22 protein-coding genes are annotated in these 26923 nt (G+C 70.6%); 8 read left to right on the top strand and 14 right to left on the bottom strand.

Going from position 1 to position 26923, the window contains the following annotated elements; all coding sequences use genetic code 11:
• Positions 1 to 51: 51 nt before the first annotated feature.
• The 12 genes from AC07RV_RS38615 to AC07RV_RS38560 form a co-directional block, all read right to left on the bottom strand.
• A complete protein-coding gene (locus AC07RV_RS38615; RefSeq protein ID WP_296787309.1) occupies positions 52 to 1500 on the bottom strand; it encodes an amidase in 1449 nt (482 codons plus the stop codon).
• A 34-nt stretch (positions 1501 to 1534) separates the two neighbouring features.
• The gene (locus AC07RV_RS38610) at positions 1535 to 2527 is read right to left on the bottom strand and encodes an ABC transporter ATP-binding protein (RefSeq protein WP_208510001.1); all 993 of its coding nucleotides are present in this window, start codon (positions 2525 to 2527) and stop codon (positions 1535 to 1537) included.
• A complete protein-coding gene (locus AC07RV_RS38605) occupies positions 2524 to 3606 on the bottom strand; it encodes an ABC transporter ATP-binding protein (protein ID WP_296787308.1) in 1083 nt (360 codons plus the stop codon). Before AC07RV_RS38605 ends, AC07RV_RS38610 begins: the two co-directional genes overlap by 4 nt.
• A 10-nt stretch (positions 3607 to 3616) precedes the next feature.
• Complete coding sequence (locus tag AC07RV_RS38600; protein ID WP_057597733.1) at positions 3617 to 4492, bottom strand: ABC transporter permease; 876 nt, start codon at positions 4490 to 4492, stop codon at positions 3617 to 3619.
• 10 nt (positions 4493 to 4502) lie between these two features.
• A complete protein-coding gene (locus AC07RV_RS38595) occupies positions 4503 to 5438 on the bottom strand; it encodes an ABC transporter permease (protein ID WP_057597732.1) in 936 nt (311 codons plus the stop codon).
• A 12-nt stretch (positions 5439 to 5450) separates the two neighbouring features.
• Complete coding sequence (locus tag AC07RV_RS38590) at positions 5451 to 7049, bottom strand: ABC transporter substrate-binding protein (protein WP_296787306.1); 1599 nt, start codon at positions 7047 to 7049, stop codon at positions 5451 to 5453.
• A gap of 208 nt (positions 7050 to 7257) precedes the next feature.
• A complete protein-coding gene (locus AC07RV_RS38585) occupies positions 7258 to 9528 on the bottom strand; it encodes a penicillin acylase family protein (RefSeq protein ID WP_296787304.1) in 2271 nt (756 codons plus the stop codon).
• Between the two features lie 52 nt (positions 9529 to 9580).
• Positions 9581 to 11038 carry an amidase gene (locus AC07RV_RS38580; RefSeq protein ID WP_296787302.1) on the bottom strand — a complete coding sequence of 486 codons (1458 nt, stop codon included), beginning with the start codon at positions 11036 to 11038 and terminating at the stop codon, positions 9581 to 9583.
• Complete coding sequence (locus AC07RV_RS38575; protein WP_296787301.1) at positions 11035 to 12081, bottom strand: transketolase family protein; 1047 nt, start codon at positions 12079 to 12081, stop codon at positions 11035 to 11037. The genes AC07RV_RS38580 and AC07RV_RS38575 overlap by 4 nt, the downstream gene beginning before the upstream one ends.
• Positions 12078 to 12965, bottom strand: coding sequence for a transketolase (locus AC07RV_RS38570; RefSeq protein ID WP_209545615.1), 888 nt, complete (start codon positions 12963 to 12965; stop codon positions 12078 to 12080). Before AC07RV_RS38570 ends, AC07RV_RS38575 begins: the two co-directional genes overlap by 4 nt.
• Positions 12962 to 13711, bottom strand: coding sequence for a GntR family transcriptional regulator (locus AC07RV_RS38565; RefSeq protein ID WP_093355890.1), 750 nt, complete (start codon positions 13709 to 13711; stop codon positions 12962 to 12964). Before AC07RV_RS38565 ends, AC07RV_RS38570 begins: the two co-directional genes overlap by 4 nt.
• Positions 13712 to 13795: 84 nt before the next feature.
• A complete protein-coding gene (locus AC07RV_RS38560; protein WP_296787295.1) occupies positions 13796 to 15025 on the bottom strand; it encodes an aminotransferase class III-fold pyridoxal phosphate-dependent enzyme in 1230 nt (409 codons plus the stop codon).
• A gap of 268 nt (positions 15026 to 15293) precedes the next feature.
• Here AC07RV_RS38560 and nikR point away from each other — a divergent pair, with 268 nt between their 5' ends.
• The 3 genes from nikR (at position 15294) to AC07RV_RS38545 (ending at position 20820) form a co-directional block, all read left to right on the top strand.
• Positions 15294 to 15764: a nickel-responsive transcriptional regulator NikR gene (gene nikR, locus AC07RV_RS38555; protein WP_093355885.1), complete on the top strand. Its 471-nt coding sequence runs from the start codon at positions 15294 to 15296 to the stop codon at positions 15762 to 15764.
• Positions 15765 to 15857: 93 nt separating this feature from the next.
• Positions 15858 to 17942 carry a TonB-dependent receptor gene (locus AC07RV_RS38550; protein ID WP_296787292.1) on the top strand — a complete coding sequence of 695 codons (2085 nt, stop codon included), beginning with the start codon at positions 15858 to 15860 and terminating at the stop codon, positions 17940 to 17942.
• A 76-nt stretch (positions 17943 to 18018) separates the two neighbouring features.
• A complete protein-coding gene (locus AC07RV_RS38545) occupies positions 18019 to 20820 on the top strand; it encodes a hybrid sensor histidine kinase/response regulator (RefSeq protein ID WP_296787290.1) in 2802 nt (933 codons plus the stop codon).
• A 12-nt stretch (positions 20821 to 20832) separates the two neighbouring features.
• Here the strand turns inward: AC07RV_RS38545 and AC07RV_RS38540 are convergent, their stop codons facing one another.
• Both AC07RV_RS38540 and AC07RV_RS38535 read right to left on the bottom strand, forming a co-directional pair.
• The gene (locus tag AC07RV_RS38540; protein ID WP_296787289.1) at positions 20833 to 21216 is read right to left on the bottom strand and encodes an energy transducer TonB; all 384 of its coding nucleotides are present in this window, start codon (positions 21214 to 21216) and stop codon (positions 20833 to 20835) included.
• A gap of 73 nt (positions 21217 to 21289) precedes the next feature.
• A complete protein-coding gene (locus AC07RV_RS38535) occupies positions 21290 to 22093 on the bottom strand; it encodes an IclR family transcriptional regulator domain-containing protein (protein ID WP_296787288.1) in 804 nt (267 codons plus the stop codon).
• Positions 22094 to 22174: 81 nt separating this feature from the next.
• Between AC07RV_RS38535 and AC07RV_RS38530 the strand changes: the two genes are divergently transcribed.
• The 5 genes from AC07RV_RS38530 to AC07RV_RS38510 are packed head-to-tail and all read left to right on the top strand — an operon-like array spanning position 22175 to position 26913.
• Complete coding sequence (locus tag AC07RV_RS38530; protein WP_296787287.1) at positions 22175 to 23161, top strand: Bug family tripartite tricarboxylate transporter substrate binding protein; 987 nt, start codon at positions 22175 to 22177, stop codon at positions 23159 to 23161.
• 7 nt (positions 23162 to 23168) lie between these two features.
• Entirely contained in the window at positions 23169 to 24422 is a 1254-nt protein-coding gene (locus AC07RV_RS38525; RefSeq protein ID WP_296787286.1) for an aromatic ring-hydroxylating dioxygenase subunit alpha, read from the top strand.
• A gap of 24 nt (positions 24423 to 24446) precedes the next feature.
• Complete coding sequence (locus tag AC07RV_RS38520) at positions 24447 to 24911, top strand: aromatic-ring-hydroxylating dioxygenase subunit beta (protein WP_296787285.1); 465 nt, start codon at positions 24447 to 24449, stop codon at positions 24909 to 24911.
• On the top strand, positions 24908 to 25885 hold the full coding sequence (locus AC07RV_RS38515) for a PdxA family dehydrogenase (protein ID WP_296787283.1): 978 nt from the start codon (positions 24908 to 24910) through the stop codon (positions 25883 to 25885). Before AC07RV_RS38520 ends, AC07RV_RS38515 begins: the two co-directional genes overlap by 4 nt.
• Positions 25882 to 26913, top strand: coding sequence for a 2Fe-2S iron-sulfur cluster-binding protein (locus tag AC07RV_RS38510; RefSeq protein ID WP_296787281.1), 1032 nt, complete (start codon positions 25882 to 25884; stop codon positions 26911 to 26913). Before AC07RV_RS38515 ends, AC07RV_RS38510 begins: the two co-directional genes overlap by 4 nt.
• The last annotated feature ends 10 nt before the right edge of the window (positions 26914 to 26923 follow it).

Genomic DNA, 26923 nt, shown 5'->3' with positions numbered 1-26923 from the left:
GAGGACCGCAGGTGCGAGATCGGGGCGCGCAGTAGGTTTATTCACACCTTGTCAGGCCGTGGCCGGAAACGCCGCCGGCCTGCGGTCCGCCCAAGGCGCCGCGCGCTCGATCTGCCCAGCGAGCTGGTACAGCGTATCTTCCGCGCCGAAGCGCCCCGTGAACTGCACGCCGATCGGCAGGCCTTCGGTCGACCAGTGCAGCGGCACCGACATCGCGGGGTTGCCGGCCACGTTCCAGATCGAGGTGTAGCCCGTGTGGCTGCGCGCGATGGCCTTGTAGGTCGCGAGGTCGGTGCTCTCCATGTCGACCTCGCCGAGCTTGTGCGGCGGCGTGGCGCAGACGGGTCCGAGCAGCACGTCCCACTTCTCGAACTGCTGGCCCAGCGCGCGGCTCGCGCGCTGCAGGGTCTGGATGGCGTTGAGGTAGGTCTGCGCGCTCACCTCGCGGCCGGCCTCGGCGAACAGCGCGGTCACGCGCTGCAGGTCGCGGCCGCTGAAGTCGCGGCCGAGCTGCCGGTTGCGGCGCAGCAGCGAGGTGTACATGCTGGCGTGGATGATGTCGGCGCGGCACTGCAGGTACTCGTCGTCGGAGATCACGTCGTCCAGTGCGGGATCGACCCACTCGACCTGGTGGCCCAGCGATTCGCACAGCTTCGCCGCGTTCTCGACGCCGGCGCGCACCTGCGGATCGAGCGCCACGGCCTCGAAGGACTTGAGCGAGACGGCGATGCGCAGGCGCTGCGGATCACGCTTCGTCAGCTCGAGGTACGAGGCCGCGGGCGGCGGTGCCCAGTAGGGATCGCCGGGCGCGGCGCCCTGCGAGACGTCGAGCAGCACCGCGCTGTCGCGCACCGAGCGCGTCACCACGTGGTGGATGGTCATGCCGGCCCAGCTCTCGCTGATGTGCGGGCCGAGCGGCACGCGCGCACGCGTGGGCTTCAAGCCGAACAGGCCGCAGTGCGAAGCGGGGATGCGGATCGAACCGCCGCCGTCGGCCGCGTGCGCGCTCGGGATGATGCCGCCGGCCACGGCCGCGGCGGCGCCGCCGCTCGAACCGCCCGTGGTGTGCTCCAGGCTCCACGGGTTGCGGCAGGGACCGAACATCTCGGGCTCGTTGGTGGCGCTGATGCCGAACTCCGAGAGACTCGACTTGCCGAAGATCACGAGGCCGGCGCGCACGTAGCGCTCGGCCAGGGTGCTGTCGATCGGCGAGCTGAAGTCGGCGAACAGGCGCGAGGCGCTGGTGGTCTTGGTGCCGGCGTAGAACACGCCCAGGTCCTTGAGCAGGAAGGGCACGCCGCGCAGCGGGCCGTCGGGCAGGCCCTGCGCGATGCGGTCGCGCGCGAGGTCGAAGAAACGCGTGGTGACGGCGTTGAGCACGGTGTCGCGCGCCTCGGTGCGGGCAATGGCCTCGTCGAGCAGTTCCTCGGCCTTGAGCTCGCGGCGGCGGACCAGGTCGGCCATGGCCACGGCATCGAGCTTGTCGTATTCGGCAATCATCGGTATCGCTTTCCTTGTGTGAGTGGATTTGCAGTCAGCGGAAATGGCAGGCCACCCATTGGCCCGCCGTCTTTTGTTCGAGCACCGGCTCCTCCTCGGCGCAGCGCGCCTGCGCCATCGGGCAGCGCGTGTGGAAGCGGCAGCCCGAGGGCGGCGCGGCCGGGTTGGGCGGATCGCCCTTGAGCAGCCGGCGCTGCGTGCGCACGCGCGGGTCGGGCACGGGCACCGCCGACAGCAGGATCTCGGTGTAGGGATGCAGCGGCGCGCGAAACAGCGTGTCACGCCCGGCGATCTCGACGATCTTGCCGAGGTACATCACGGCCACGCGGTGGCTGATGTGGCGCACCACCGCGAGGTCGTGCGCGACGAACAGGTAGGCGATGCCGAACTCGGCCTGCAGGTCGGTCAGCAGGTTGATCACCTGCGCCTGCACCGACACGTCGAGCGCCGACACCGGCTCGTCGCAGACGATCAGCTTCGGGTTCAGCGCCAGGGCGCGCGCGATGCCCAGGCGCTGGCGCTGGCCGCCCGAGAACTCGTGCGGCAGCTTCTTCATGGCCTCGGGCCGCAGGCCGACCTTCGAGAACAGCCACGCCACGCGCTCGTTGCGCTGCGCGCCATTGGACTCGCCGAAGTTGCGCAGCGGCTCCGCCACCAGCTCGCCGGCCGTCATGCGCGGATTGAGCGAGGCGTAGGGGTCCTGGAAGATGATCTGCATCTCGCGCCGCTGCTCGCGCATCGCGCCCGCGTCGAGCGAGAGCAGGTCGCGGCCATTGAGCCGGACCGTGCCCGAGGTCGGCTCGATCAGCCGCAGGATCGACTTGCCGGTGGTGGTCTTGCCGCAGCCCGACTCGCCGACCAGCGCCAGCGTCTCGCCCGCGGCCACCGAGAAGGACACGCCATCGACCGCATAGACCTTCGAGGCCTTGCGCCGCGAGATCCACGAGCCCGGCGACTGGTAGTGCTTGCGCAGGTCGCGCACCTCGAGCAGGGGCGTGCCCGCCTCGGTTGTCGCGTTCGTGCTCATGCGCCGGCCTCCTGCATCAACGCGGCCCGGGCCGTCGGTACTTCGGTCGTGCGCACCAGCTCCTCGACATGGAAACAGGCCGACAGGTGCGACGCGCCCGCGCCGTGTTCCTGCAGCGGCGGCACCTCGTTGCGGCAGCGCTCGCTGGCGAATCCGCAGCGCGGCGCGAAGGCGCAGCCGCGTACCGCCTCGTGCGGCGAGGGCACGATGCCGGGGATCTCGGTCAGCCGCGCGCTGTGCGTGTTCATCGAAGGCATCGAGGCCATCAGCGCGCGCGTGTAGGGATGCAGCGGCCGCTCGAACAGGTCGAGCACGTCGGCCTCCTCCACCTTGCGCCCCGCATACATCACGACCACGCGGTCGCAGCATTCGGCCACCACGCCGAGGTCGTGCGTGATCATCACGATGCCCATGCCGAGCTCGCGCTGCAGGCCGCGCAGCAACTCGAGGATCTGGGCCTGGATCGTCACGTCGAGCGCGGTGGTCGGCTCGTCGGCGATCAGCAGCTCGGGATGGCAGGCCAGGGCCAGCGCGATCATCACGCGCTGGCGCATGCCGCCCGAGAGCTGGTGCGGATACTCGTTCACGCGCCGCTGCGGCTCGGGGATCTGCACCAGCCGCAGCATCTCGGTGGCGCGCGCCAGCGCCTCGCGGCGGCCCACCTGCTGGTGCAGCATCACGGTCTCGGCGATCTGCCGGCCCACGGTCAGCACCGGGTTCAGCGAGGTCATCGGTTCCTGGAAGATCATCGAGATGCGGTTGCCGCGGATGCGGCGCATCTCGGCCTCGCTGAGTTTCAGCAGGTCGGTGCCGCGGTAGCGGATGGCACCGCCGGCGAAGCGTCCGGGCGGGGTCTGGATCAGCCGCATCACGGACAGCGCCGTCACGCTCTTGCCGCAGCCCGATTCGCCGACCACGCCGACCGTCTGGCCGGCCTCGACGCGGTAGGAGACGCCGTGGACCGAGCGCACCTCGCCGGCCAGGGTGTCGAAGTAGGTGTGCAGGCCGTCGATCTCGAGCAGCGGCGCATCGCCCGCGCGATGCGCCGCGCCCTTGGCGGCCAGGGGGGTGTCGTTCATGGACATGTCCTCAGAGCTGGCGCGCCACGTGCGGGTCGAGCGCATCGCGCAGGCCGTCGCCCAGCAGGTTGATCGCCAGCACCGTGAGCCCGAGCAGCAGGCCCGGGAACACGATGGGATAGAACACGATCGCGATCAGGTTGCGGCCTTCCGAGATCATGTTGCCCCAGCTCGGCACCTGCGGCGGCACGCCGACGCCGAGGAAGGACAGCGCAGCCTCGGCCAGCACCGCCGACGCGGCGATGAAGGTGGCCTGCACCAGCAGTGGCGCCAGGATGTTGGGCAGCACATGCCGCCACAGGATGGTGCGCAGCCGCGTGCCCAGCGCATGCGCGGCCTCCACGTAGAGCCGCTCGCGCAGCGACAGCGAGAGCGCGCGCACCAGCCGCACCATGCGCGGCACCTCGGGCACGGTGATGGCAACGATCACCGTCGTCAGGCTGGCCTTGGTGAGCGCCATCAGCGCGATCGCCAGCAGGATGCCGGGGATCGCCATCAGGCCGTCCATCACGCGCATGATCGGCCCGTCGGTCCAGCGCACGAAGCCCGCCAGCAGGCCGAGCAGCACGCCCAGCAGCGTGGCCAGCAGCGCCACCGAGGCGCCGGTCACGAGCGAGACGCGCGCGCCCCAGACGGCGCGGCTGAAGGTGTCGCGCCCGAGCGCGTCGGTGCCGAAGTAGTGCTCGGCCGAGGGCGCCTTCATGCGCGCGATCGGGTTGATGGCCTGCGGATCGTGGGTCGCGATCCACGGCGCGCCCAGCGCGGCCGTGACCACCACCAGCAGGATCAGCACGCCGAGGATCAGCGTGTAGTGCTTGCGCAGCAGCCGCAGCGCCGGCGAGGGAGGACGCCGCGCGGCGCCGGGGTTCAGGATGGCTTCGGTCATTGGCGGGGCCTCAATAGCGGATGCGCGGGTCGAACAGGCTGTAGCTCAGGTCGACCAGCAGGTTGATCAGCACATAGGCCGCCGCCGACAGCAGCAGCAGGCTCTGGATCACCGGGTAGTCGTGGTGCTGCACCGCATCGACCACCAGGCTGCCGAGTCCCGGAATCGAGAACACGGTCTCGGTGACCACCACGCCGCCCAGCAGCAGCGCGATGCCCACGCCGATGGTGGTGACGATCGGGATCGCCGCGTTGCGCAGCGCATGGCCCAGCACCGGCAGCACGCCCAGGCCCTTGGCCCGCGCGGTGCGGATGTAGTCCTCGTGCAGCACCTCGAGCATCGAGGCGCGCGTCATGCGCGTGAGCAGCGCGGTGTAGAGCAGCCCGAGGTTCAGGCACGGCAGCACCAGGTGCTTGAGCCAGGGCAGCACGCCCTCGGCGATGCCGCGGTAGCCCTGCACCGGCAGCCACTGCAGCTTGAGCGCGAAGGTGTAGACCAGCAGGTAGCCGGTGAGGAACACCGGCATCGAGAACGCGCACACCGCGAACACCATCACCAGCCGGTCGATCCAGCTGCCGGCGCGGTAGGCCGCGAGCACGCCCAGTGGGATCGACAGCATCACCGCCACCAGGATGGTGAAGAAAGCGATCGACAGCGTGGCGCCGATACGCTGGCCCAGCAGCTGCGACACCGGCATCTGGTTGAACAGCGAGACGCCGAAGTCGCCGCGCACCACGTTGCCCACCCAGACCACGAACTGGTGCCACAGCGGCTGGTCCAGCCCCAGGGCGGCGCGCGTCTGCGCGATCTGCTCGGGCGTGGCGAAGTCGCCGACGATCAGCAGCACCGGGTCGCCGGGAGCGAGGTGGATCAGCAGGAACACGATCACCGACACCACCAGCATCACCGGCACCGTGGCGAGCACGCGCCGGATCACATATTCCATGCCGCGGTCCCCTTACTTCTCGACGTTCCACATGATCGGGATGCCCATGCCGAACAGCTCGGTGCCCTTCACGTCCTTGCGCGCCGCGAAGGTGGCCGGGTACTGGCCGTAGGGGATGTAGGGCGGCGCCTCATAGAAGCGGCGCTGCAGGTTGTCCACCAGCTGCTTGCGCTTGGCGGCATCGCCCTCGCGGATCCAGGCGTCGCGCAGTTCGTCGATCTTGGCGTCGCACGGCCAACCCGGCACCACGCTGCCCTTGCACGACGAGAGCACCCAGCCGTTGGTCAGCGGCGTGTCGACGTCGGCATTCTTCGAGGCCGTGAGGTAGAGGCTCCAGCCGCCCTGCGCCGGGCCTTCCTTCTTGTAGACGCGCGCCAGCACCGAGGACTGGTCCATCACCTGCACGTCGAGGTTCAGGCCGGCCTTCTTGAGGTACTGGATCCAGATCAGCGCGGCCATCGACTGCGTGCCGTCGGTGGGCTGCAGGAAAACGATCTTCTCGCCCTTGTAGCCGGCCTCCTTGAGCAGCGCCTTGGCCTTCTCGAAGTCCTGCTTCCTGAAGGCTTCCGCGCCCGCGGCGGTCTCGTTGGGCGCGCCGCACATGAACACGGCCGGGCAGTAGAAGGACTTGCCGGGCTCGGGCGTGAAGCCCATGCCCGCGAGGATCTCCTCCTGGTTCACCAGGTGCATCAGCGCCGCGCGCGCCTTCGGGTTGTTGAACGGCGGCGCCAGCGTGTTGGCCACCATGAACGGCTGCCAGATGCCGGTCTGCGCCAGCCGCACGTTGGCGTCGGTGCGCAGCGCGGCCTGGTAGTCGGGCGGCACCACGTTGACGATGTCGACCTCGCCGTTCTTCAGCGCCGAGGTGGAGGTGTTGGCATCGGGCATGTAGCGCCACTCGACGCGGTCGAGCTTCACGCGCTTGCCGCCGGCCAGGCCGTCGGCCGGCTCGCTGCGCGGCACGTAGTTGGGATTGCGCACGAACACCATGCGGTTGCCCGGGATCCATTCGTCGCGCTTGAAGATGAACGGGCCCGAGCCGATGGGTTCGGGGATCGGCGCGTCGGGGAAGGCCTTGGCCTGCTTCTCGGGCACGATGAACAACGTCTTGGCCGCGAGGATCAGCGGCACCTGGCCCATGCCCTCCTTGAGCTGCAGCGAGAAGGTCTTGTCGTCGACCACCTTCCACTCCGCGCCCGAGTCGGCCAGCAGCAGGCCCATGGTCGCGCGCTTGGCCCAGCGCTGCAGCGTGGCCACCACGTCGGCCGATGTCACGGCGCTGCCATCGGAGAACTTCAGGCTAGGGCGCAGGGTGAAGGTCCAGGCCTTGTTGTCGGGCGACTGGGTGAAGCGCTCGAGCATCTGCGGCTTGGGCTCGCCCTTGCTGTCGCGCGAGAACAGCGTGTCGAAGGCCATGTAGCCGTAGTCGCGCGTCACGTAGGTGTTGCTGAACAGCGGGTCGACCACCTTGAGGTCGTTGTTGATCGCCATGCGCAGGGTCTTGGCCGGCGCGGGTGCGTTCTGCGCGCACACGGCGGTCGCGGCAGCGCCCATCGCGCATGCCACCGCCCAGCCGGCGAGCCGTGCGTACAGGGGAGGGGAATTCTTCATGAGCCGGGTTCCTTTCAGGGGTTTCGAGGGTTCGTGGAAAAACGCTGGAAATCTCTCGATATGAAATTTGATACACGATATATCATGTGTCAAACGAAGACAATCCGGGCATCTCCCATGCAAGAGCTGTGCGCGCTTTCTCTTTTTTGCGCCGACCTTGCGGCAGGCGCTGTGCTCGCGATGCCGGCGGCGCTCGCGCGCCGCGGCCTCAGGCCGGCGCGAGCCGCGTGTGCGAGGCGGCTTCGGCCGCGACGGTGCGCCAGTCGTAGTGCATCGGCACCGTTTCCGCGCGCCGCCAGGTGTCGCTCTGGTCGGTGTAGTGCGCATCGCGCGGATCGCCGGCCGCGCCGTGGAACACGATCCAGCGGCAGGCCTCCCACTGCCCCACGTCGAACACGTAGCGCGCCAGCGAGGCGTAGTGCGCGTGCGAGCCCAGGTGCGGCAGGTAGCCGGTGGTGAAGACGGTTTCGTTGTCGCCGCCGATCGCGCCCATGTCGCGCGGCGCCACCAAGGGCTCGGCAGGGAACACCGGCGCCAGCGGATGGCGCAGCTCGAGCCGGTGCCGCTCGCCCCATGCCGCCACCGGCAGGCGCGCGACCTCGGCCAGGGCCTCGGTCAGCACCTCGTCCCAGTTCGCGCCGCCGAGCAGCGCGCGATCGTCGGCACGCAGCAACTGCGGCACGCACCAGCCGAGCTGGTAGTCGATCGCGAGGCCGGGCGGCACGGTGCGCTGCCGGCTCACGTCGAGCGCGGCGAGCCCGCTGCGCCGCGCCACCGCGCGCGCCAGCGCCATGCGCAGCGAAACGTAGGCATCGGCTTCCTGTGAATCGGCCTCGAGGCGCGCGTCCCAGGCCACGAGGCGGTCGCGCAATGCACGCGACGGGGCATCGGCCAGCGTCAACGGTGCGAGCCGCGCACAGATTTCGCGCGCCGGCAGGCTCAGCGTGTCGCGATGCACGGCTTCCATGCCGGCGACGTCGGCCGATTCCATCGCCACCAGCAGCTGCCAGATGCGCTGCGCGCGGTGCGGCGGATGGCAGTCGGTGCAGAGGTAGTCGTCATGGCGCTCGACCACGCGGTTGTTGGCGGTGACGATGAGGCCCGCCGCGGGATCGATCTGGCGCGGCATGCGCTCCCAGTCGATCCAGCCTTTCCAGGCATGGCGGTCGAGCCAGCCCGGCACCGGCAGCCAGCCATTGGCGGCCGCGCGCCGCGGCACCTTGGCGCGCACATGGTGGCCGATGTGGCCCTGCGTGTCGCCGGCCACCAGGTTGTGGTCGACCAGGCCCCAGCCGCGCACCGACTCGAACAGCGCATCGACGCTGCGCGCCTCCATCATCGGGCGCATGCAGTCGAGCGAGCGGTCGGCCTCCACGTCGGCCGAGTGGCGCAGCACCAGCGCGCTGCCGCTCTTCGCATCGCCGGCCACCACCGGGCCGCGCGCGGTCACGAGGATCTCGCAGTCCACGTCGGCCTGGCCGCGCACGCGGATGCGTTCCACGCGGCGCTCGACCTCGGCCCATTGGGCATCGCCGCCGCCGGGCGCGTCGCTGCGCAGGTAGCGCCGGCCCTCGTCCGCGAAGCGCTCGAGGTAGACGTCGGCCGTGTCGACGAAGGCCACCGTCACGCACCACGCCACGTCGGGGTTGTGCGCGAAGTGCGGAAAGCCGGGCACGCCCGGCGAGGTCAGGCCGATCACGTCGAAGGCATCGCAGGCCAGGTGGCACTGCAGGTACATGTTGGGCATGTCGAGCACGCGGTGCGGATCGCCGGCCACCAGCGGCCGGCCGCTGCGCGTGCGGCTGCCGTGCACCGCCCAGTTGTTGCTGCCGCCGCCGGCCGCCTCGGTGTCGGCCTCGCCGATGAAGGCCGAGATGGCGTCGGCCAGCTCGGCCATGTCGGGCGACAGGCGCCCGGCCAGCGAACCCGGCGGCAGGCAGACCAGTTCCTCGCCGCCGTCGTCCATGCGCAGACGGTCGATGGCCTCGGCGCCGATCACCGGCAGCGCGATGGCGCGCCACAGCTTCGGATAGACCGAGTTCAGCAGCAGCCCGGTCTGGCGCAGCACCGCGATGCTGTGCCATTCCTCCCAGGGCTCGGGCGTCTCGCCGAGCAGCGCGTACTCGGGCGACAGCTCGCCCTCGGCGATGAAGGCATTCACGCCCGCGGTGTAGGCCGTGAGCATCGCGCGCGCGGGGGCGCCGAGCGCGGCCAGGTCGCGGCGGCTGCACTCGGCCAGGCCGAGCCGGCGCACCAGCATGTCCATCGGCAGCGCGGCCGGGCCGATCCATTCGGCATAGCGGCCGATCGCGCGGCGGCGCAGCGCATCCATCTGCCACAGGCGGTCGCTCGCATGCACATGGCCGAGCGCGAAGAAGGCGTCGTCGGCGTTGGCGGCGCGCAGGTGCGGAATGCCCCAGGCATCGCGCCACAGGTCCACCGGGGCGTGCAGTCCCTTGAGCGGGCGGGTCGGGTTCATCGGGGGGTGCTCCTTGTCTCGTTCGTTCTGTGTGTGTGCGGGAGCCCGCCCCTCAATCCATGCGCAGCGCGGGCGGCGCCATCCGCAGGAAGGGACTGAGGCTTTCGTAGAGGTGGGTGAGCTGCAGCACCGACAGGTCGTCGCGCGGGCGGCCGATGATCTGCATGCCCATCGGCAGGCCGCGCGCATCGAAGCCCACGGGCAGGCTGATGACCGGGCAGCCCGACAAGGTGCCGGGCGTGACCACCTCCATCCAGCGGTGGTAGCTGCTCATGGCACGGCCCGCGATCTCGCGCGGCCAGTGCGCCTCGATCGCGAAGGGAAAGACCTGCGCAGTCGGCAGCGCGAGGAAGTCGTGCCGCTCGAACAGGCCCAGCAGGCAGTCGTACCAGGCGGTGCGGTCGAGCGCGGCGCGGTAGAGGTCGTCGGCCGAGAGCTTGCGGTACTGCTCGATCTCCCATTGCAGCTCGGGCTTCTGCAGCGCGCGCGAGGCCGGTGCGTCGTAGTGCGCGCCATGCTTGCCGCCGATGATGAACTGGCGCAGCACGGTGAAGGCGTGCCAGACGCGTTCCCAGTCGAAGTCGGTACGCGCCGGCTCAACCTGCAGGCCCGCATCGCCGAAGCGCGCGAGCGCCGCTTCGCACAACGCGAGGATGCCGGGCTCGAAGGGCAGGTGGCCGCCGAGGTCGCCGAGCCAGCCGATGCGCGCACCGGCGAAGTCGCGCTCGAGGCGGTCGTGCCAGTCGGGCACCGCGCCGTCGAGCGACAGCGGCGCGCGCGCGTCGTAGCCCGATTGCACCGACAGCAGCAGCGCGAGGTCGTCGGCGCTGCGGCCCATCGGGCCCTCGGTGGTCAGTTGTCCGGCGAAGGCATCGCCGCGCGGCCAGAACGGCACCCGCCCCTGCGAGGGCCGCAGGCCCAGCACGTTGTTGAAGGCCGCCGGGTTGCGCAGCGAGCCACCCATGTCGGCGCCGTCGGCCACCGGCAGCATGCGCAGCGCGAGCGCCACTGCCGTGCCGCCGCTGGAGCCGCCGGCGCTGAAGCGCGGGTCCCAGGCATTGCCGGTGGCGCCGAACACCGGGTTGTAGGTGTGCGAGCCCAGGCCGAACTCGGGCACGTTGGTCTTGCCGATGAAGATCGCGCCGGCCGCGCGCATGCGCTCGACCATGATCGCGTCGGCCGCCGGCAGGTGGTCGGCGAACAGCGGCGAACCGAAGGTGGAACGCAGGCCGCGCACCGGCGCCGTGTCCTTGATCGCCTGCGGCAGGCCATGCAGCGCGCCCAGCGCGTCACCGCGCGCCACCGCCGCATCGGCCGCGTCGGCCTCGGCGAGCACCTGTTCGCGCTCGACGCGCGAGACGATCGCGTTGAAGCGCGGGTTGAGCGCATCGACCTGCTGCAGGAAGGCGCTCACCACCTCGCGCGACGACAGCGCGCGGCGCCGGATCAGCGCGGCCAGCTCGCGCGCGGGCAGCCGGCAGAGCTCGGGCACCAGCACGGCGTCGCTCATCGCGTCTTCTCGCCCGACGCCAATGCCTCGCGCACCGCGTCGGCGATGCCTTGCGCCGTGAGGCCGTGGCGCTCGAACAGCCAGGGCATCGACGCCCCCTGCGCGAAACGGTCGCGCACGCCCAGGCGCACCAGCCGCGTGCCGGCACCGGCCTCGGCCAGCACCTCGGCCACGGCCGAGCCCAGGCCGCCGACGATCGAGTGGTTCTCCACCGTCACGATCAGGCGCCGGCGCGCAAGCTGGCGCTGAATGAAGGCCTCGTCGAAAGGCTTGAGCGTGTGCGCGTTGGCCACGCCGACCGCGATGCCCTGCGCGCGCAGCGCGCGCGCCGCCGCCTTCGCGGGCTCGACCATCAGGCCGCTCGCGACGATCAGCGCCTCGCCATCGCCGTCGTCCAGCGGCTGGATGCGGCCGAGCTCGAGCGGCTCCCAGGCCGTGCCTTCGGGCAGCGCCGCGGACGCACGCAGCAACCGCAGGTACACCGGCCCCTTGTGGTCGGCCGCGGCGCGCACCGCGGCCGGCACCTGCGCCGGGCCCGAGGGCTCGATCACCGTCATGTTCGGCAGCGCGCGCATCAGCGCGATGTCGTCGATCGCCTGGTGGCTCACGCCGAGGATGGTCGACAGGCCCGGCAGGAAGCCGACGATCTTGACGTCGGTGCGTGGATAGGCGACCTGCATCGCGATCTGGTCGAAGGGCCGGCGCGTGGCGAACACGCAGAAGGTGTGGACCCAGGCCTGCAGCCCGCTGCGCGCGAGGCCGCCGGCCACGCCCACCATGTTGGCCTCGGCGATGCCGGGGTTCAGGAAGCGCTCGGGGAAGGTGTCGCGGAAGATGTCGGTCTCGGTCGACGAAGTGAGGTCGGCCGACAGCGCGACGATGTTCCTGCGTTCGCGCGCCAATGCCAGCAGCGCCTCGCCGTAGTAGCGCGGCACCGAAGATGCACCCGTCGACTGCGCGGCCGACATCGCGGTGTGGGCACCGCCCTGCGTGAAGTCCTCGACCTCGAGCGCGCGCGCCGGCGCCTTGATGTTCGCGTTCATGCCATCTCTCCCAGTTCGCGCAGCGCCGCGTCGGCCACCTCGGCCGGCAGCTTCGCGTTGTGGCTGATCACGCCCTCGAGCAGGCTCACGCCCTTGCCGGGCACCGTGGTGGCGACGATCATGGTCGGCCGCGCGGTCTGCCCGCGCGCGGCCGCGAAGGCCGCGAGCAGCGCCTCGAGGTCGTGGCCGTCGAGCTCGATCACCTGCCAGTTGAAGGCGCGAAACTTGTCGGCGATGGGCGAGAGGCGCAGCACGCTGTCGGTGTGGCCCTCGACCTGCATCCAGTTGAGGTCGAGCACCACGCAGAGGTTGTGCAGGCCCTCGGAGCCCGCGAGCATCGCGGCCTCCCAGACCTGGCCCTCCTCGAGCTCGCCGTCGCCGAGCACCACGTTCACGCGGTAGTCGATGCCGCGGATGCGCGAGGCCAGCGCCATGCCGGCGGCCACCGACATGCCCTGGCCCAGCGAACCGAAGGTGCCTTCGACCACGGGGCCGAGCCGCTCGGAGACGTTGATCTCGAGCGCCGAACCGTCCTTCACGTAGTCGTCGAGCGAGGCCGAGGGGATCATGCCGCGCAGCGCGAGCGCCGCATGGAACAGCGCGGAGTTGTGCGCGGTCGAGAGGATGCAGCGGTCGCGCTCCTCCCAGCGTGCGTCGGCGGGGTCGATGCGCGCCTCGTGGAAGTAGAGGCTGGCGAAGATCTCGGCGGCGCCCAGGCCCTGCTGCACATAGCCCTGGCCATGGCGGCGCACGAGCTCGATGACCTGTCGGCGCAAGGTGTGCGCCACGCGCCGGAGTTCCGGCACGGGCAGCGCGAGGCGGTCGCGGCGTTGCCAGTCGGGAGGGAATGCCGTGGGGTGCAGGGCGCTGCCGGGGTCCGTCATGTCGGGCTTTTCTTTCTGCTGGAAGGGGGTGGCTGGTTGCGCAGCGCGAGCAGTTCCTCGGCGCGCGCGGGATTGGCGTCGATTTCCTTCAGCACGCGCACGAAGTCGCGGCCGCCCTCGATCAGGTCGTCCTCGATGGCCTTGCGCACCATCGCCGTGTCGCGCTGCTGCAGCCCACGCAGCACGTTCACGTGCTGGTGCTCGGCGTCGTAGGTCGGATGGCCGTGCGGGTAGAGGAAGTTCAGCATCGGTCCGACCTGCACCCAGATGCGGTCCAGCAGCTCGGTGAGCTGCGGCATGCCCGAGTGGCGGTAGATGCCGAAGTGAAAATCGAAGTTGTGCTGCAGGGCGGCGCGGTAGTCCTTGGTCTTCTCCGCGCGCACCAGCAGGCGATGGCTCTCGGTGAGCTGCTTGATCGTGGCGTTGTCGAGCAAGGGCACGGCACGCTCGGCCGCCAGCGGCTCGAGCGCGAAGCGGATGTCGCGCAGCTCGAGGTACTCGGCCAGCGTGAGCTGGCGCACGCGGATGAAGTAGCCCTCCTTCATCTCGAGCGCGCGGTCGCGCACGAGCTGGATCAGGGCCTCGCGCACCGGCGTCTCGCTGGTGCCCATGGTCTTGGCCAGATCGCGGATCTTCAGGCGCTGGCCCGGCTGGAAGGTGGCCGACATCAGCTGCTCGCGCAGATGCTCGTAGATCTGGCTCGCGAGGTTGGTGCGTTCGACCACGTTGATGACGGGGGTTGCCATGGCTTCTCTCTCCTTGAGTGCGGGTGCGTGAATCGCGCGGCTATTGTGGCGTCGGCGTTTCAGGGACTCGCACGGGGGAGCGGCTCAGCGGTGGCCGAAGCGTTGGGCGACGGCGGCGAAGGCCGCGTCGGTGGCCTGCAGGGCCCGATCGATGTCTTGCACGGTGTGTGCCAGCGACAGGAACATGTTGTGCTTGGGATGCAGGTAGACGCCGCGGCGCAGCGCCTCGACCGTGAACACTGCCCCCTTGTCGAAGCCCGGGTCTTCGTCGAACAGGATCAGCGGCAGCGCCGCCGGGCCCGTCTGGCGCACCGGCACCCCATGGCTCGCGGACTGCGCGGCGATGCCGTCTCTGAAGCGCTGGCCCATGGCCTGCACATGGCCCACCACGTCCTGCGCATCCGCCACTTCGATCGTCGCCAGGCCTGCGGCCATCGCCACGCCGCCCGACCAGAAAGAGCCCGTGGTGTAGATGCGCGTGGCCGCTTCGCGCAGCGCATCGACACCGGTCACGGCCGCGAGCGCATAGCCGTTGGCGATCGACTTGCTCCACGCGCTGAGGTCGGGGCGCACGCCCACGGTCTCCCAGCTGCCGCCTGCATGCACGCGGAAGCCCGCGCGCACCTCGTCGAGGATCAGCGCGGCACCGGCCTGGTCGCAGAGTTCGCGGGCACGGCGCGCGAACTCGGGCGTGGGCAGCTCCTGGTCGATGCCCAGGTCGTGCTTGAAGGCCGCGCAGACGATGGCCGCGAGGTCCGTGCCTGCCTGAGCAACGGCAGCCTCGAGGCTCGCGATGTCGTTGTAGGTGTAGTGGATCAGGTGCGCGCGGTCCTCGGGCGTGATGCCCTGCGGGATCGGCGTGCACCAGGGGTCTGCGCCGTGATAGGCCTTGGTCGCGACCAGCACCTTGCGCTTGCCCGTGGCCGCGCGCGCCACCATCAGGCAGACGGTGGTGGCATCGGTGCCGTTCTTCTGGAACAGCACCCAGTCGGCATGGGCGCTGCGCGCGACGAAGCGCTCGGCCAGCTCGACGAAGCGCGCCGTGGGGCCGTCGAGGCAGTCGCCCAGCGCCTGCTGCCTGCGGGCCGCCTCATCGACCACCGGATGGTGATGGCCCAGCAGGTTCGGACCCCAGCTGCACATGAAGTCGATGTATTCGTTGCCGTCGACGTCCCAGACGCGGCAGCCCTGGCCGCGCTCGAAGAACTGCGGATAGCCCGCGGGCAGCGAGGCCGCGTTCAGGTGCCCCGTCATGCCGCCGGGCACGACCTTGGCGGCACGCTGCCGGAGCTGGAGATCGTGACGGTTCGACAAAGGGGAAGAGGCGGCGGAAGACACGGACGGCATGCGGGATCCTTGGCTGCTTTTTCGAAGTTTGACACATGATATATCATGTTTGATGTAGTGCAAACCCGATGGATCGCGTTTGCGGCGCCTCCGGCGCGCGGGTTTCGACCATGAAAAAGCCCTCGGTCCTTCGCAGGATCGAGGGCTTTTCGGCATGGGCTGGCACGGGACGGATCGACCGCATCGGCACGCGCTGCTCCTATGATGCGGGCGCCCTCCCCTTCCCGCCCGCGCCATGCAACGCTTCACCATTTCCCTCGACGACGAACTCGCGGCCCAGTTCGACGCCTTCATCGCCGCCAAGGGCTACGTCAACCGCTCCGAGGCCGTACGCGACCTGATCCGCTCGCGCCTGGGCAGCGCCTCGCTCGACAAGCCCGCGGCGAAGCGCTCGAACTGGTGCGTGGCCAACGTCAGCTATGTCTACGACCACCACGAGCAGACCGTGACCACGCGGGTGCTCGACCTGCAGCACGACCACCACGACCTGGTGATCACCAGCCTGCACACCCACCTCGACCATGACCACTGCCTCGAGACCGTGGTGCTGCGCGGCCCCACCGCCGCGGTGCGGGCCTGCGCCGAGCAGCTGGTGGCGCTGCGCGGGGTGCGCCATGGCAACGTGCACCTCGTGCCGCTCGACGCGGGCGAGTCCCATGCCCATGGCAACGCCAGGCCGCACCGCCACCTGAAGCCGCTGAACTGAGCGCCGCGCCGGCCGCGTGCGCCGATTGGCGTATGGTTTCCCGCCCTGTCGTATGAATAATTCAAAGTTGTTCATACACAAGAAGAGGGACCCATGCGCATCCTCCCGCGGCGCTCCCCGTGCCTGTTCGCCACGGCGATGCTTGCCGGCGTTCCGGCCTGGGCCCAACCCGTTCACCTGCCCCCGATCGAAGTCAGCGGCCCGCGCGATGCGGCCATCGGCACCGCCGACAGCGCCAGTGAAGGCGCGGTGGAGAAAGCCTCGTTCCAGGCCCGCCCCAAGCTGCGCCCCGGCGACATCGTCGAGGCCGTGCCCGGCGTGGTCGCCACCCAGCACTCGGGCGACGGCAAGGCCAACCAGTACTTCCTGCGCGGCTTCAATCTCGACCACGGCACCGACTTCGCGGTCACCGTCGACGGCATGCCCGTCAACATGCCCTCGCATGGCCACGGGCAGGGCTTCGCGGACCTCAACTTCCTGATCCCCGACCTGGTCTCGGGCGTGCGCTACCGCAAGGGGCCCTACTTCGCCGATGGCGGCGACTTCGCGCTCGCGGGCACGGCCTCGCTCGACTACGTGAGCGCGCTCGATGCGCCCTTCGCCGAGGTCACGCTGGGCGCCAACAACTTCCGCCGCCTGCTCGCGGCCGGCTCGCGCACCGTGCAGGACCAGACCTGGCTCGGTGCGATCGAGCTCGAGGGCAACAATGGGCCCTGGGACACGCCCGAACGCCTGCGCAAGGCCAACGCCGTGCTGCGTTACTCGCAGGGCTCGCCGGTGCGCGGGCTCAGCATCACGGCCATGGCCTACCAGAGCCGCTGGAACTCCACCGACCAGATCCCCGAGCGCCTGGTCGACAGCGGCGAGCTCTCGCGCTTCGGCTCGCTCAACAGCACCGACGGCGGCAAGACGCGGCGCCTCAGCTTGTCAGGCAAGTGGTTCGACAACAGCCCCGAGGGGCAGACGCAACTGAGCGGCTATGTCATCGACTACCGCTTCGACCTGTTCTCCGATTTCACCTACTTCCTCAACAACCCCGAGCAGGGCGACCAGTTCGAGCAGACCGATCGTCGTCGGGTCTTCGGGCTGCAGGGCACGCACAGCCGGCCGAATCAGATCGGGGGACTCGATGGCGTCCTGAGCTTCGGAGGCAGTTGGCGCGGTGACCGCATCGGCGAGGTCGGGCTCTACAACACCGTGGCCCGCGAGCGGATCTCGACAGTGCGCAACGACAAGGTGCAGCAGGACCTGTTCTCCATGCACGCCCAGCAACTCGTGAACTTCAGCGAGCGCTGGCGCGGCTACGTGGGCCTGCGCGGTGACCTGCTGCGCTACGACGTGCAGGGGCGCGAGCCGCTCTATGGCCCGGTCAACAGCGGACGCGGCCACGACTCGCTCGTGAGCCCGAAGGCCGGCCTGGCCTTCACCGTGACGCCGGCCCACGAGCTCTACCTCAACATCGGCACGGGCTTCCACAGCAACGACGTGCGCGGCGCGACGATCAACGTCGATCCGACAAACGGCCTGCCCGCCGAGCGCGTGCCCGCGCTCGTGAAGGGGCGCGGTGCCGAGATCGGTTGGCGCTTCCAGCCCGATGAAGACTTCAGCCTCACCACGGCGCTGTGGCAGCTGCAGCTCGACTCGGAGCTGGTCTATGTCGGCGACGCCGGCACCACGGAGCCCGGCCGCGCCAGCAGCCGCCGCGGCATCGAGGCCACGCTGCGCTGGAAGCTCGGTTCGCGCTGGCGCTTCGAGGCCGATGCGGCGATCTCGCGCGCGCGCTTCCGAGGCCTGGCGCCCGAGGGCGAAGGCAACTACATCGACAACGCGGTGGAGCGCGTGTTCGCGGCCGGCGTCATCTACACCGAGGGCCCGCTGACGGCCTCGCTTCGACTGCGCTACATGGGCCCTCGCGCGCTCGACACCTTGAACACGGTGCGCTCGCGTGCCACCACGCTGCTGAACTTCGGCGCGCGCTATGCAGTGAACAAGCAGCTCACCTTGGGCCTGGACGTGTTCAACCTCGCGGGCCGCAAGGGCAACGACATCGAGTACTTCTATGCCTCGTGCAGCGCGGGCGAAGTAGCGCGCGGTGCCTGCGGCGACGGCATCGACGGGCGCCATATCCATCCGATGGAGCCGCGCAGCGCGCGGGTCAGCGCACGCTGGACCTTCTAGCTACCGAAAACCCGGGATGGCCGCCCGCGCCGGCTGAGCAACAATCACCGCTTCCGCGGTTGATCACCTCAGGCGAATGCGCGCTCCCTCCCTCTCGGTCCGGCTCCTGCTGGTCGCCTCGGCGGCCCTGCTGCCGCTCGCCGTCGTCTGCGGCTTCGCGCTCAACGGCCTGCTGCAGGCCCAGCGCGCGCAGACCCAGACCTCCACCATGGGCGTGGCGCGCGCGCTCGCGACCTCGGTCGACAGCGAGCTGCGGCTCACGATCTCGGCGCTGCAGGCGCTGGCGCTGGCCGAGCCGCTGGGCGCCAACGAGGACAGCGGCCTGATCGACGCGCTGGTGCTCGCCAAGTCGCTGCGCGCCACGCATCCCGAATGGCGCGGCGTGCTGCTGATCGCGCCCTCGGGCAAGGTGGTCTTCAGCAGCGAGGGCTCGGTGGCCGGACCCGACGGCGAGGTGGTCGAGGCCGCCAGCCTGGCCGAGGTGATCCGCACGCGCCAGCCCGGCATCGGCGCGCTGACACCGGGACCGCGCGGCAACCTGGCCTTCGCGGTGCGGGTGCCGGTGATACGCGACGACACGGTGCGCTACGTGCTCACCGCCATCGTGCGGCCCGAGGCGATCGGCGCCGTGCTGGCGCGCCAGCGCGTGCCCGAAGGCTGGACGGTCTCGGTCTTCGATTCGGCGCTGACGCGCGTGGCGCGCTCGCGCGAGGACGAGCGCTTTCGCGGCCGCGCGCCCAGCGACAGCCTGCGCGCGCTGCTGCAGACGATGAAGGACCGGCGCGAATACGTGGGCACCACGCGCAACGTCGACGGCACCGAGGTGCAGACAGCCGTGGCGCGCATCGACGTCACGCCCTGGATCGTCGCGCTCGGCGCCCCCACCGCGGTGGCCGACGACGCGCTGCGCCGCACCCTGGTCGCCTATGGCGGCGGCCTGCTGGTGTCGCTGCTGCTCGGCGCGCTCGTGGCCTGGTGGATGTCGCGCTCGATCACGCGGCCGATGGCGCGCCTGCGCCGCAGCGCCGACGCGCTCGGCCACGGCCTGCCGGTCTCGCCCCATGCCTCGGGCATCGCCGAGATCGACGCCGTGGCGCATGCGCTGGCCGATGCCGCCACGCAGCGCACCGAGCACGAGGCCGAACGCGACAGCCTGCTGAACGCCGAGCGCGAGGCGCGCACCGTGGCGCAGGCGGCGCAGACCCAGCTCGAGCGGCTGGTGAGCGCGAGCGCGGTGCTGTCGCGCTCGCTGGAGGAGGAGTCGACCCTGCAGGCCATCGCCGGCATCATCGTGCCGCACGTGGCCGACCTCTGCCGCATCGACCTGCTCGACGAGCACGACGTGCTCGAGCGCAAGCTCACCCACCATGCCGACCCCGTGCGCAGCGCCGAGATCGCGAAGTTCGTGGACAACAGCGCGGCCCCGACCACGGGCCCGGGCTCGTTCCCCTGGGCCATCGCCAGCGGCCAGACCTTCATCGGCAACCTCGACCGTCCCGGCGATTTCGAGTTGCTCGACCCGCAGCTGCGCGCCTTCGTGCAGATGCTGGGCATCACGGCCGGCTGCGTGGTGCCGCTGGTGGCGCGCGGCCGCACCATCGGCGCGATGGCGATCCTGCAGGACCGCTCGAAGCGGCGTTTCTCGCCGGCCGACGGTGCCCTGATCGGCGAGCTCGCGCAGCGCGCCGCGCTGGCCCTGGACAACGTGCGCCTGCTCGCGCGCGCCCGCAAGGCGCAGACCCAGGCCGAGGTGGCGAGCCAGGCCAAGGACGAGTTCCTCGCCATGCTGGGTCACGAGCTGCGCAACCCGCTGGCGCCGATCTCGCTCGCGCTCACGCTGATCGAGCGCAAGGACGAGAAGGCCTTTCCGCGCGAGCGCCAGATCATCGAGCGGCAGGTGCGCCACCTGTCGCGGCTGGTCGACGACCTGCTCGACATCTCGCGCATCGTGTCGGGAAAGATCGTGCTGCGGCCCGAACCGGTCGACCTGCGCGACGTGGCCGCCAAGGCAATCGAGCTCACGCAGCCCGCGCTGCAGCCGCGCGCGCGCATGCCGCGGCTGAGCCTGCCCGACCAGCCGGTGCCGGTGCTCGGCGATCCGCTGCGGCTGGTGCAGATCGTGTGCAACCTGCTCAACAACGCCGCCAAGTTCACCCAGCCCACCGACGACATCGCGCTGGACCTGCGCACGGTCGACGGCCAGGCCGAACTGTCGGTCGCCGACGAAGGCATCGGCATCGCGCCCGAGTTGTTGCCTCACGTGTTCGAGCGCTTCGTGCAGGGCGCGCAGCAGTTGCAGCGCGCCGCCGGCGGCCTGGGCCTGGGCCTGGCCATCGCGCAGAGCCTCGCGAAGCTGCACGGCGGGTTGATCGAGGCGCAGAGCGCCGGCGCGGGACAGGGCAGCCGTTTCATCGTGCGCCTGCCGCTGGCCGGCGCCGCGGCCACCGAACCCGAGGCACCCGCCGACGCCGCCGCCATCGGCGCGCCCACGCTGCGCCTGCTGCTGGTCGACGACAACCTCGATGCGCTCGATGTGCTGGCCGAGTGGTTCGCGCTCGAAGGGCACGAGGTGCGCAAGGCCGGCAGCGCCGAGGAGGCGCTGCAACTGCTCGAGGCCGGGCCCGTGGACGCGGGCATCTTCGACATCGGGCTGCCCGGCATGAGCGGACATGAACTCGCGCGGCGCGTGCGTGAGCGAGAGCGCGAATCGGGCACACGCCGGATGGCGCTGATCGCGCTGACCGGCTATGGCCAGGAATCGGACCGGCGCCAGGCGCTCGAGGCGGGCTTCGACGCGCACTTCTCGAAGCCGGCCGACCTCGGCAAGCTGCGCGAGGCGCTGCGCCAGCTCACGGACGATGCGCCGGCCATCGCCTGAGCGGCGGCGCTTTCAGTCGAGCCTTTGTTGCTGCGGCAGCGAGGTGATGAAGAAGCGGATCGGCACCTCGCGCCAGACCACGGTGCCGTCGTCGGGCGTGGGCTTGAACTGCCACTTCCACACCGTCTCGACCGCCGAGCGGTCCAGGCGCGGATAGCCGCTCGATTTCTGCACCTCGATCGCGGCCGGCTTGCCCGCCGGCGTGGTGCGCACACGCAGCATCACCATGCCCTGCTCGCCATTCGTGCGCGACTCGGCGGGATACGGCGCATTGGGGTTGGGCGGGTTGGGCTTCCATTCGCCGGGGTCCGCGGGTGGATTCGCGGCGCAGGCGGCCAGCAGGGCGAGGGTCGCGCCCGCGAGAAGGGTGCGAGCGAGAGAGGGACGCAGGTTCATGAAGCTGTTGTCGAAGTTGTGGTCGCTGGCGACGGGGCATTCTGCATCGCCGCCTGCCGGTGGCGGCTTCGCATCATCCCGGATACAGGCGCGCACTCAAGCTCGCACTGGCCTTCTGCAGCGCCGGCAGAAAGGCCTCGCGAAACTCCGCCAGCGTCATGCGCTCGGTACGCACAGCGATGCTCATCGCGGCCACCACCTGCTGCGCACGGTCGCGCACCGGCACGGCCATGGAGCGCACGCCGAGTTCGAGTTCGCCGTCGTTGCTGGCGTAGCCCTCGCGACGGCAGCGCGCGACGATGGCCAGCACCTCGGCCGCGTCGGTGACGGTGCGCGGCGAGAGCCGCGGGCGCGGCATGGCGCGGATGCGGCGCTCGGCCTCCTCGGGCGGCAGGCTCGCGAGCAGCACGCGGCCCAGCGCCGCGCAGTAGGCCGGCAGGCGCGAGCCGATGCCCAGGCCGGTGCTGAGGCTGCGCCGCGCGGTGGAGCGCGCGATGATGATCGCGTCGTCGTCCTGCAGCAGCGCGAGCGAGGCCGACTCGCGCGTGCGTTCCGACAGCGCGTCGAGCAGCGGCTGCGCCACCGAAGGCTCGGGCCGCGACGCCAGATAGGCATGCGCCACCAGCAGCGCCTTCGGCAGCAGCCAGAAGCGCTTGCCGTCGCTGTCCAGGTAGCCGAGCGCGCGCAGGGTCAGGAGCGAACGCCGCGCAGAGGCCGGCGTGCTCCCCGTGAGCCGCGCGACCTCCGACACGTTGAGCCGGCTGTGCTGGCGGCCGAAGCAGGTCAGCACGGCCAGCCCCTTCTCGAGCGAGGCGACGAAGTTCTTGTCGGGGACGGCCTCGTCCTCGCTTGAGGCTTCGGTTTCGTTTTTGCGCATAGCGCAAATCTAGCTTGTCCAGCCACCGGCTCGCAAGGACACTGAAAACCCCTCGATGCACGAACAAGACGGAGACACACGATGTTCCACAGACTCGCCGCGCGCACGCTCGGCCTGGCGGCCCTGGCCGCGCTGATGCTGCCCACGCTGCCGCCCGCCGCGCAGGCGCAGACCGCCAACGAGAAGGTCGCGCGCATGATCGTGCCCTTCCCCGCCGGCGGCACCGCCGACATCCTGCCGCGCGTGGTGGCCGACAAGCTGCGCGACCAGTTCCCCGGTGGCCTGGTGATCGAGAACCGCACGGGCGCCGGCGGCAACATCGGCGCCGACGTGGTCTACTGCGCCGAGCCCGACGGCAAGACCCTGCTGGCCTCGCCACCCGCGCCGATCGCGATCAACCAGCACCTCTACAAGAAGCTGGGCTTCGATCCCACGCGCTGGGTGCCGGTGACGGTGCTCGCGACGGTGCCCAACGTGCTGGTGGTGAACCCGAAGCTGCCGGTGCACAACGTGGCCGAGTTCATCGCCTACCTCAAGGCCAACCCCGGCAAGGTGAGCTTCGCCTCGCAGGGCAACGGCACCACCTCGCACCTCACGGCCAGCCTGTTCATGCAGCTCACGGGCACCGAGATGACGCACGTGCCGTACAAGGGCACGGCGCCCGCGCTGGTGGACCTGATCGGCGGCCAGGTCGACGTGTTCTTCGACAACATCTCCTCCTCGCTGCAGTTCGCGCGCACCGGCAAGGTCCGCATCCTCGCGGTGGCCGACGAGCACCGCAGCCCCGCGCTGCCCGAGGCGCCGACCTTCGCCGAGCAGAAGCTGCCCGCGATGAATGCCGTGACCTGGTTCGCGGTGGTCGCTCCGCCGGGCACGCCGGCACCGATCGTGGCCTCGACGCAGAAGGCCATCGCCACCGCGCTCGCGCTGCCCGACGTGAAGCAGAAGTTCGCCGAGCAGGGCGCCGAGCCGCGCGGCTGGGACAGTGCCCGCACGGGCCAGTTCATCCAGGCCGAGTCCGCCAAGTGGCACAAGGTCATCCAGAGCGCCAACGTCACCCTCGAGTAAGCCCGCCATGTCCATCGCTTCATCCACCGCGCCCGCGCAACCGATCCACTGGTCCGGGCCCGGCCTCACGCGCATTCCCTTCGGCGTCTACAGCGACGCGCAACTGGCCGCCGACGAGCAGGCACGCATCTTCCGCGGCCAGACCTGGAACTACCTGTGCCTCGAGGCCGAGCTGCCCGAGGGTGGCAGCTACCGCACCACCTTCGCGGGCGAGACGCCGGTGGTGGTGGTGCGCGACGACGACGACGAGATCTACGCCTTCGAGAACCGCTGCGCGCACCGCGGCGCGCTGATCGCGCTCGAGAAGTCGGGCCGCAGCGAGAACTTCCAGTGCGTCTACCACGCCTGGAGCTACAACCGCCAGGGCGACCTGACGGGCGTGGCCTTCGAGAAGGGCGTGAAGGGCCAGGGCGGCATGCCCGCGAGCTTCTGCAAGGAGGCGCACGGGCCGCGCAAGCTGCGCATCGCGCGCTTCTGCGGGCTGGTGTTCGGCAGCTTCTCGGAGGACGTGCCCTCGATCGAGGAGTACCTCGGCGACGAGATCTGCGCGCGCATCGAGCGCGTGCTGCACAAGCCGGTGGAGGTGATCGGCCGCTTCACGCAGGCGCTGCCCAACAACTGGAAGCTCTACGTCGAGAACGTGAAGGACAGCTACCACGCGAGCCTGCTGCACCTGTTCTTCACCACCTTCGAGCTCAACCGCCTGTCGCAGAAGGGCGGCGTGATCGTCGACGAGAGCGGCGGTCACCATGTGAGCTACTCGATGATCGACGCAGCCGCCGAAAAGGACGCCTCGTACAAGGAACAGGCGCTGCGCTCCGACAACGACCGCTACCGCCTGAAGGACCCGAGCGTGCTCGCGGGCTTCAAGGAGTACGACGACGGCGTGACCTTGCAGATCCTCTCGGTGTTCCCGGGCTTCGTGCTGCAGCAGATCCAGAACTGCCTCGCGGTGCGCCAGGTGCTGCCCAAGGGCAGCGCGCGCACCGAGCTCAACTGGACCTACATCGGCTACGTCGACGACACGCCCGAACAGCGCCGCGTGCGGCTCAAGCAGTCGAACCTGGTCGGGCCCGCGGGCTTCATCTCGATGGAGGACGGCGCGGTCGGCGGCTTCGTGCAGCGCGGCATCGCGGGCGCGGCCGACCACGAGGCCATCGTCGAGATGGGCGGCGACGGTGCCGTCTCGAGCGAGGGCCGCGCCACCGAGGCCTCGGTGCGCGGCTTCTGGAAAGCCTATCGGCAGCACATGGGCGCTTGAGCACCCGACGAGGAAAGAACACCCATGATCGACCTGCTGGCGCTGTGCGCCTTCAACGCGGCCTATGCCGATGCCATCGACAGCGATGCGCTCGAGCGCTGGCCCGATTTCTTCGCCGAGGACTGCCACTACCGCATCACCCACGTCGAGAACGAGCGCGAGGGACTGCCCGCGGGCATCGTCTACGCCGACTCGCGCGCGATGCTCGAGGACCGCATCGCCGCGCTGCGCGAGGCCAACATCTACGAGCGCCAGCGCTACCGCCACCTGCTGGGCATGCCGCTGCTGCTCGAGGTCGAGGGCGACACGGCGCGCGCGCGCACGCCCTTCATGGTGGCGCGCATCATGGCCACGGGACAGACCGAGATGTTCGCCACCGGCAGCTACGAGGACCGCTTCGTGCGCCGCGAGGGCCGCCTGCTGCTGCAGTCGCGCGTGGCCGTGTGCGACAGCACGGTGACCGATACCCTGCTCGCGCTGCCGCTGTGAACGCCGAGTCTTCTCTTGAAACGCCGCGCCGGCTCGCGCTCACGGCGGGCGATCCCAACGGCATCGGGCCCGAGATCGCGCTGAAGGCATTGGCCGCGCTGCCGCGCGAAGACCGCGAACGCATCGTGCTGTACGGTCCCGCCAACGTGTTCGAACGCACGGCGGCGCAGCTCGGCCTCGATGCGACGCTGCGCGATGCGGCGCTGGTTACCACCGGCGACCTCGAAGCGCATCCCGGACACATCGACGCCGCAGCAGGTGCCTCCGCGGTCGCGTCGGCCACGGCCGCGCTGCAGGCCTGCCGGCGCGGCGAGCTCGATGCGGTGGTCGCCTGCCCGCACCACGAGACCGCAATCCATCGCGCCGGCATCGCCTTCAGCGGCTATCCCTCGCTGGTGGCGCGCGTCTGCGGCATGGCCGAAGACCGCGTGTTCCTGATGCTCGTGGGCGGCGGGCTGCGCATCGTGCATGCGACGCTGCACGAGAGCGTGCGCACCGCGCTCGAACGCATGACGCCCGCGCTGGTGACCGAGGCGATCCGTGCCGGCGCGCGGGCCTGCGCGACGCTCGGCGTGGCGCAGCCCTCGATCGGCGTGTTCGGCATCAACCCGCATGCGTCCGAGGGCGGACTGTTCGGGCCCGAGGATGCGGCGATCGTCGCCCCGGCGATCGAGGCCGCGCGCGCCGAGGGCCTGCGCGTGGACGGCCCCGTCGGCGCCGACCTGCTGCTCGCCGATCGCGCGCACGACCTCTACGTGGCGATGTTCCACGACCAGGGCCACATCCCCGTCAAGCTGCTGGCGCCGCGGGCCGCGAGCGCCCTGAGCATCGGCACCGATGCGCTGCTGTCGAGCGTGGGCCACGGCAGCGCGATGGACATCGCGGGCCGCGGCATCGCGAGCCCCGAGGCCGTGCTGCGCACCATCGCGCTGTTGTCGGGCCTGCCGACCGTGCCCGGCGAGGTCGTGCCATGAGCCACCGCATCGCCATCGCCGACAGCGACCTGGCCTTCGACGGCAACGAGGGCGAGACCGTGCTCGACGCCGCATTGCGCGCCGGCATCGAGCTGCCCCACTCGTGCCGCAAGGGCGTGTGCGGCAACTGCGCGGGCACGGTCGCGCACGGCGAGGTCGCGCCCACGGGCCGCGGCGCGCTGGTCAACGAGACCTGCGGGCCGGGCCAGGTGCTGTTCTGCATGTGCACGGCCGCGAGTCCGGCGCTCGAGATCCGACCGGTCTCGTGGCGGCGCGTCGATCCCGCGGCGCGCAAGCGCTTCGCGGCCAAGGTGTTCCGCCACCAGCTCGCGGCGCCCGACGTCTCGCTGCTGCAGCTTCGGCTGCCCGCGGGCCAGCGCGCGCGCTTTCAGGCCGGCCAGTACCTGCAGCTGAAGCTCGACGACGGCAGCACCCGCTGCTACTCGATGGCCAATCCGCCGCACGAGAGCGACACGCTGGCGCTGCACGTGCGCCATGTGCCCGGCGGCGCCTTCAGCGCGCGCGTGCCGCAGCTCGCGAACGGCGATGTGCTCGAGGTGGAGCTGCCGTTCGGCGTCTTCTCGCTGGTCGGTGGCAGCGAGGACACCGGCCCGCTGGTCTTCGTGGTCGGCGGCACCGGCTTCGCGCCGGTCAAGTCCATCCTCGACGACCTGATGAAACGCCGCGTCGACCGGCCGATCACGCTGCTCTGGGGCGCGCGCCGGGCGCAGGACATCTATCTGCCCGCCGCGATCGCGCGCTGGCAGCGGCAGTGGCCTTCGCTGCGTTTCATCGCGGCGTTGAGCGACAAAGACGCCACGGCGGATGACAGCCTGGGCGCCGAGCAGGTCCGCGGCCGGGCCGACGAGGCGCTGGTGCAGGCCTGCCCCGACCTGCGCGGGCACGCGTTGTACTGCTGCGGTTCGCCCGCGATGGTGGCGGCGGTGCGCGAGGCCGCGCTCGCGCGCTGCGGCCTCGATGCCGCCGACTTCCATTCCGATGTGTTCGTGGAGGGCCCGGCGGCCTAGGAGGCCGCGC

Source organism: Variovorax sp. GW821-FHT09B01, from assembly GCF_059418345.1.
Note: the sequence above shows the minus strand (reverse complement) of the source record. Positions and strands in the feature narration are given on the sequence as shown.

What these genes read in the sequence shown, in the direction of transcription:
- AC07RV_RS38615 (WP_296787309.1), bottom strand. Translation starts at nt 1,500, where the DNA reads ATGATTGCCGAATACGACAAGCTCGATGCCGTGGCCATGGCCGACCTG.
- AC07RV_RS38610 (WP_208510001.1), bottom strand. Translation starts at nt 2,527, where the DNA reads ATGAGCACGAACGCGACAACCGAGGCGGGCACGCCCCTGCTCGAGGTG.
- AC07RV_RS38605 (WP_296787308.1), bottom strand. Translation starts at nt 3,606, where the DNA reads ATGAACGACACCCCCCTGGCCGCCAAGGGCGCGGCGCATCGCGCGGGC.
- AC07RV_RS38600 (WP_057597733.1), bottom strand. Translation starts at nt 4,492, where the DNA reads ATGACCGAAGCCATCCTGAACCCCGGCGCCGCGCGGCGTCCTCCCTCG.
- AC07RV_RS38595 (WP_057597732.1), bottom strand. Translation starts at nt 5,438, where the DNA reads ATGGAATATGTGATCCGGCGCGTGCTCGCCACGGTGCCGGTGATGCTG.
- AC07RV_RS38590 (WP_296787306.1), bottom strand. Translation starts at nt 7,049, where the DNA reads ATGAAGAATTCCCCTCCCCTGTACGCACGGCTCGCCGGCTGGGCGGTG.
- AC07RV_RS38585 (WP_296787304.1), bottom strand. Translation starts at nt 9,528, where the DNA reads ATGAACCCGACCCGCCCGCTCAAGGGACTGCACGCCCCGGTGGACCTG.
- AC07RV_RS38580 (WP_296787302.1), bottom strand. Translation starts at nt 11,038, where the DNA reads ATGAGCGACGCCGTGCTGGTGCCCGAGCTCTGCCGGCTGCCCGCGCGC.
- AC07RV_RS38575 (WP_296787301.1), bottom strand. Translation starts at nt 12,081, where the DNA reads ATGAACGCGAACATCAAGGCGCCGGCGCGCGCGCTCGAGGTCGAGGAC.
- AC07RV_RS38570 (WP_209545615.1), bottom strand. Translation starts at nt 12,965, where the DNA reads ATGACGGACCCCGGCAGCGCCCTGCACCCCACGGCATTCCCTCCCGAC.
- AC07RV_RS38565 (WP_093355890.1), bottom strand. Translation starts at nt 13,711, where the DNA reads ATGGCAACCCCCGTCATCAACGTGGTCGAACGCACCAACCTCGCGAGC.
- nikR (WP_093355885.1), top strand. Translation starts at nt 15,294, where the DNA reads ATGCAACGCTTCACCATTTCCCTCGACGACGAACTCGCGGCCCAGTTC.
- AC07RV_RS38550 (WP_296787292.1), top strand. Translation starts at nt 15,858, where the DNA reads ATGCGCATCCTCCCGCGGCGCTCCCCGTGCCTGTTCGCCACGGCGATG.
- AC07RV_RS38545 (WP_296787290.1), top strand. Translation starts at nt 18,019, where the DNA reads ATGCGCGCTCCCTCCCTCTCGGTCCGGCTCCTGCTGGTCGCCTCGGCG.
- AC07RV_RS38540 (WP_296787289.1), bottom strand. Translation starts at nt 21,216, where the DNA reads ATGAACCTGCGTCCCTCTCTCGCTCGCACCCTTCTCGCGGGCGCGACC.
- AC07RV_RS38535 (WP_296787288.1), bottom strand. Translation starts at nt 22,093, where the DNA reads ATGCGCAAAAACGAAACCGAAGCCTCAAGCGAGGACGAGGCCGTCCCC.
- AC07RV_RS38530 (WP_296787287.1), top strand. Translation starts at nt 22,175, where the DNA reads ATGTTCCACAGACTCGCCGCGCGCACGCTCGGCCTGGCGGCCCTGGCC.
- AC07RV_RS38525 (WP_296787286.1), top strand. Translation starts at nt 23,169, where the DNA reads ATGTCCATCGCTTCATCCACCGCGCCCGCGCAACCGATCCACTGGTCC.
- AC07RV_RS38520 (WP_296787285.1), top strand. Translation starts at nt 24,447, where the DNA reads ATGATCGACCTGCTGGCGCTGTGCGCCTTCAACGCGGCCTATGCCGAT.
- AC07RV_RS38510 (WP_296787281.1), top strand. Translation starts at nt 25,882, where the DNA reads ATGAGCCACCGCATCGCCATCGCCGACAGCGACCTGGCCTTCGACGGC.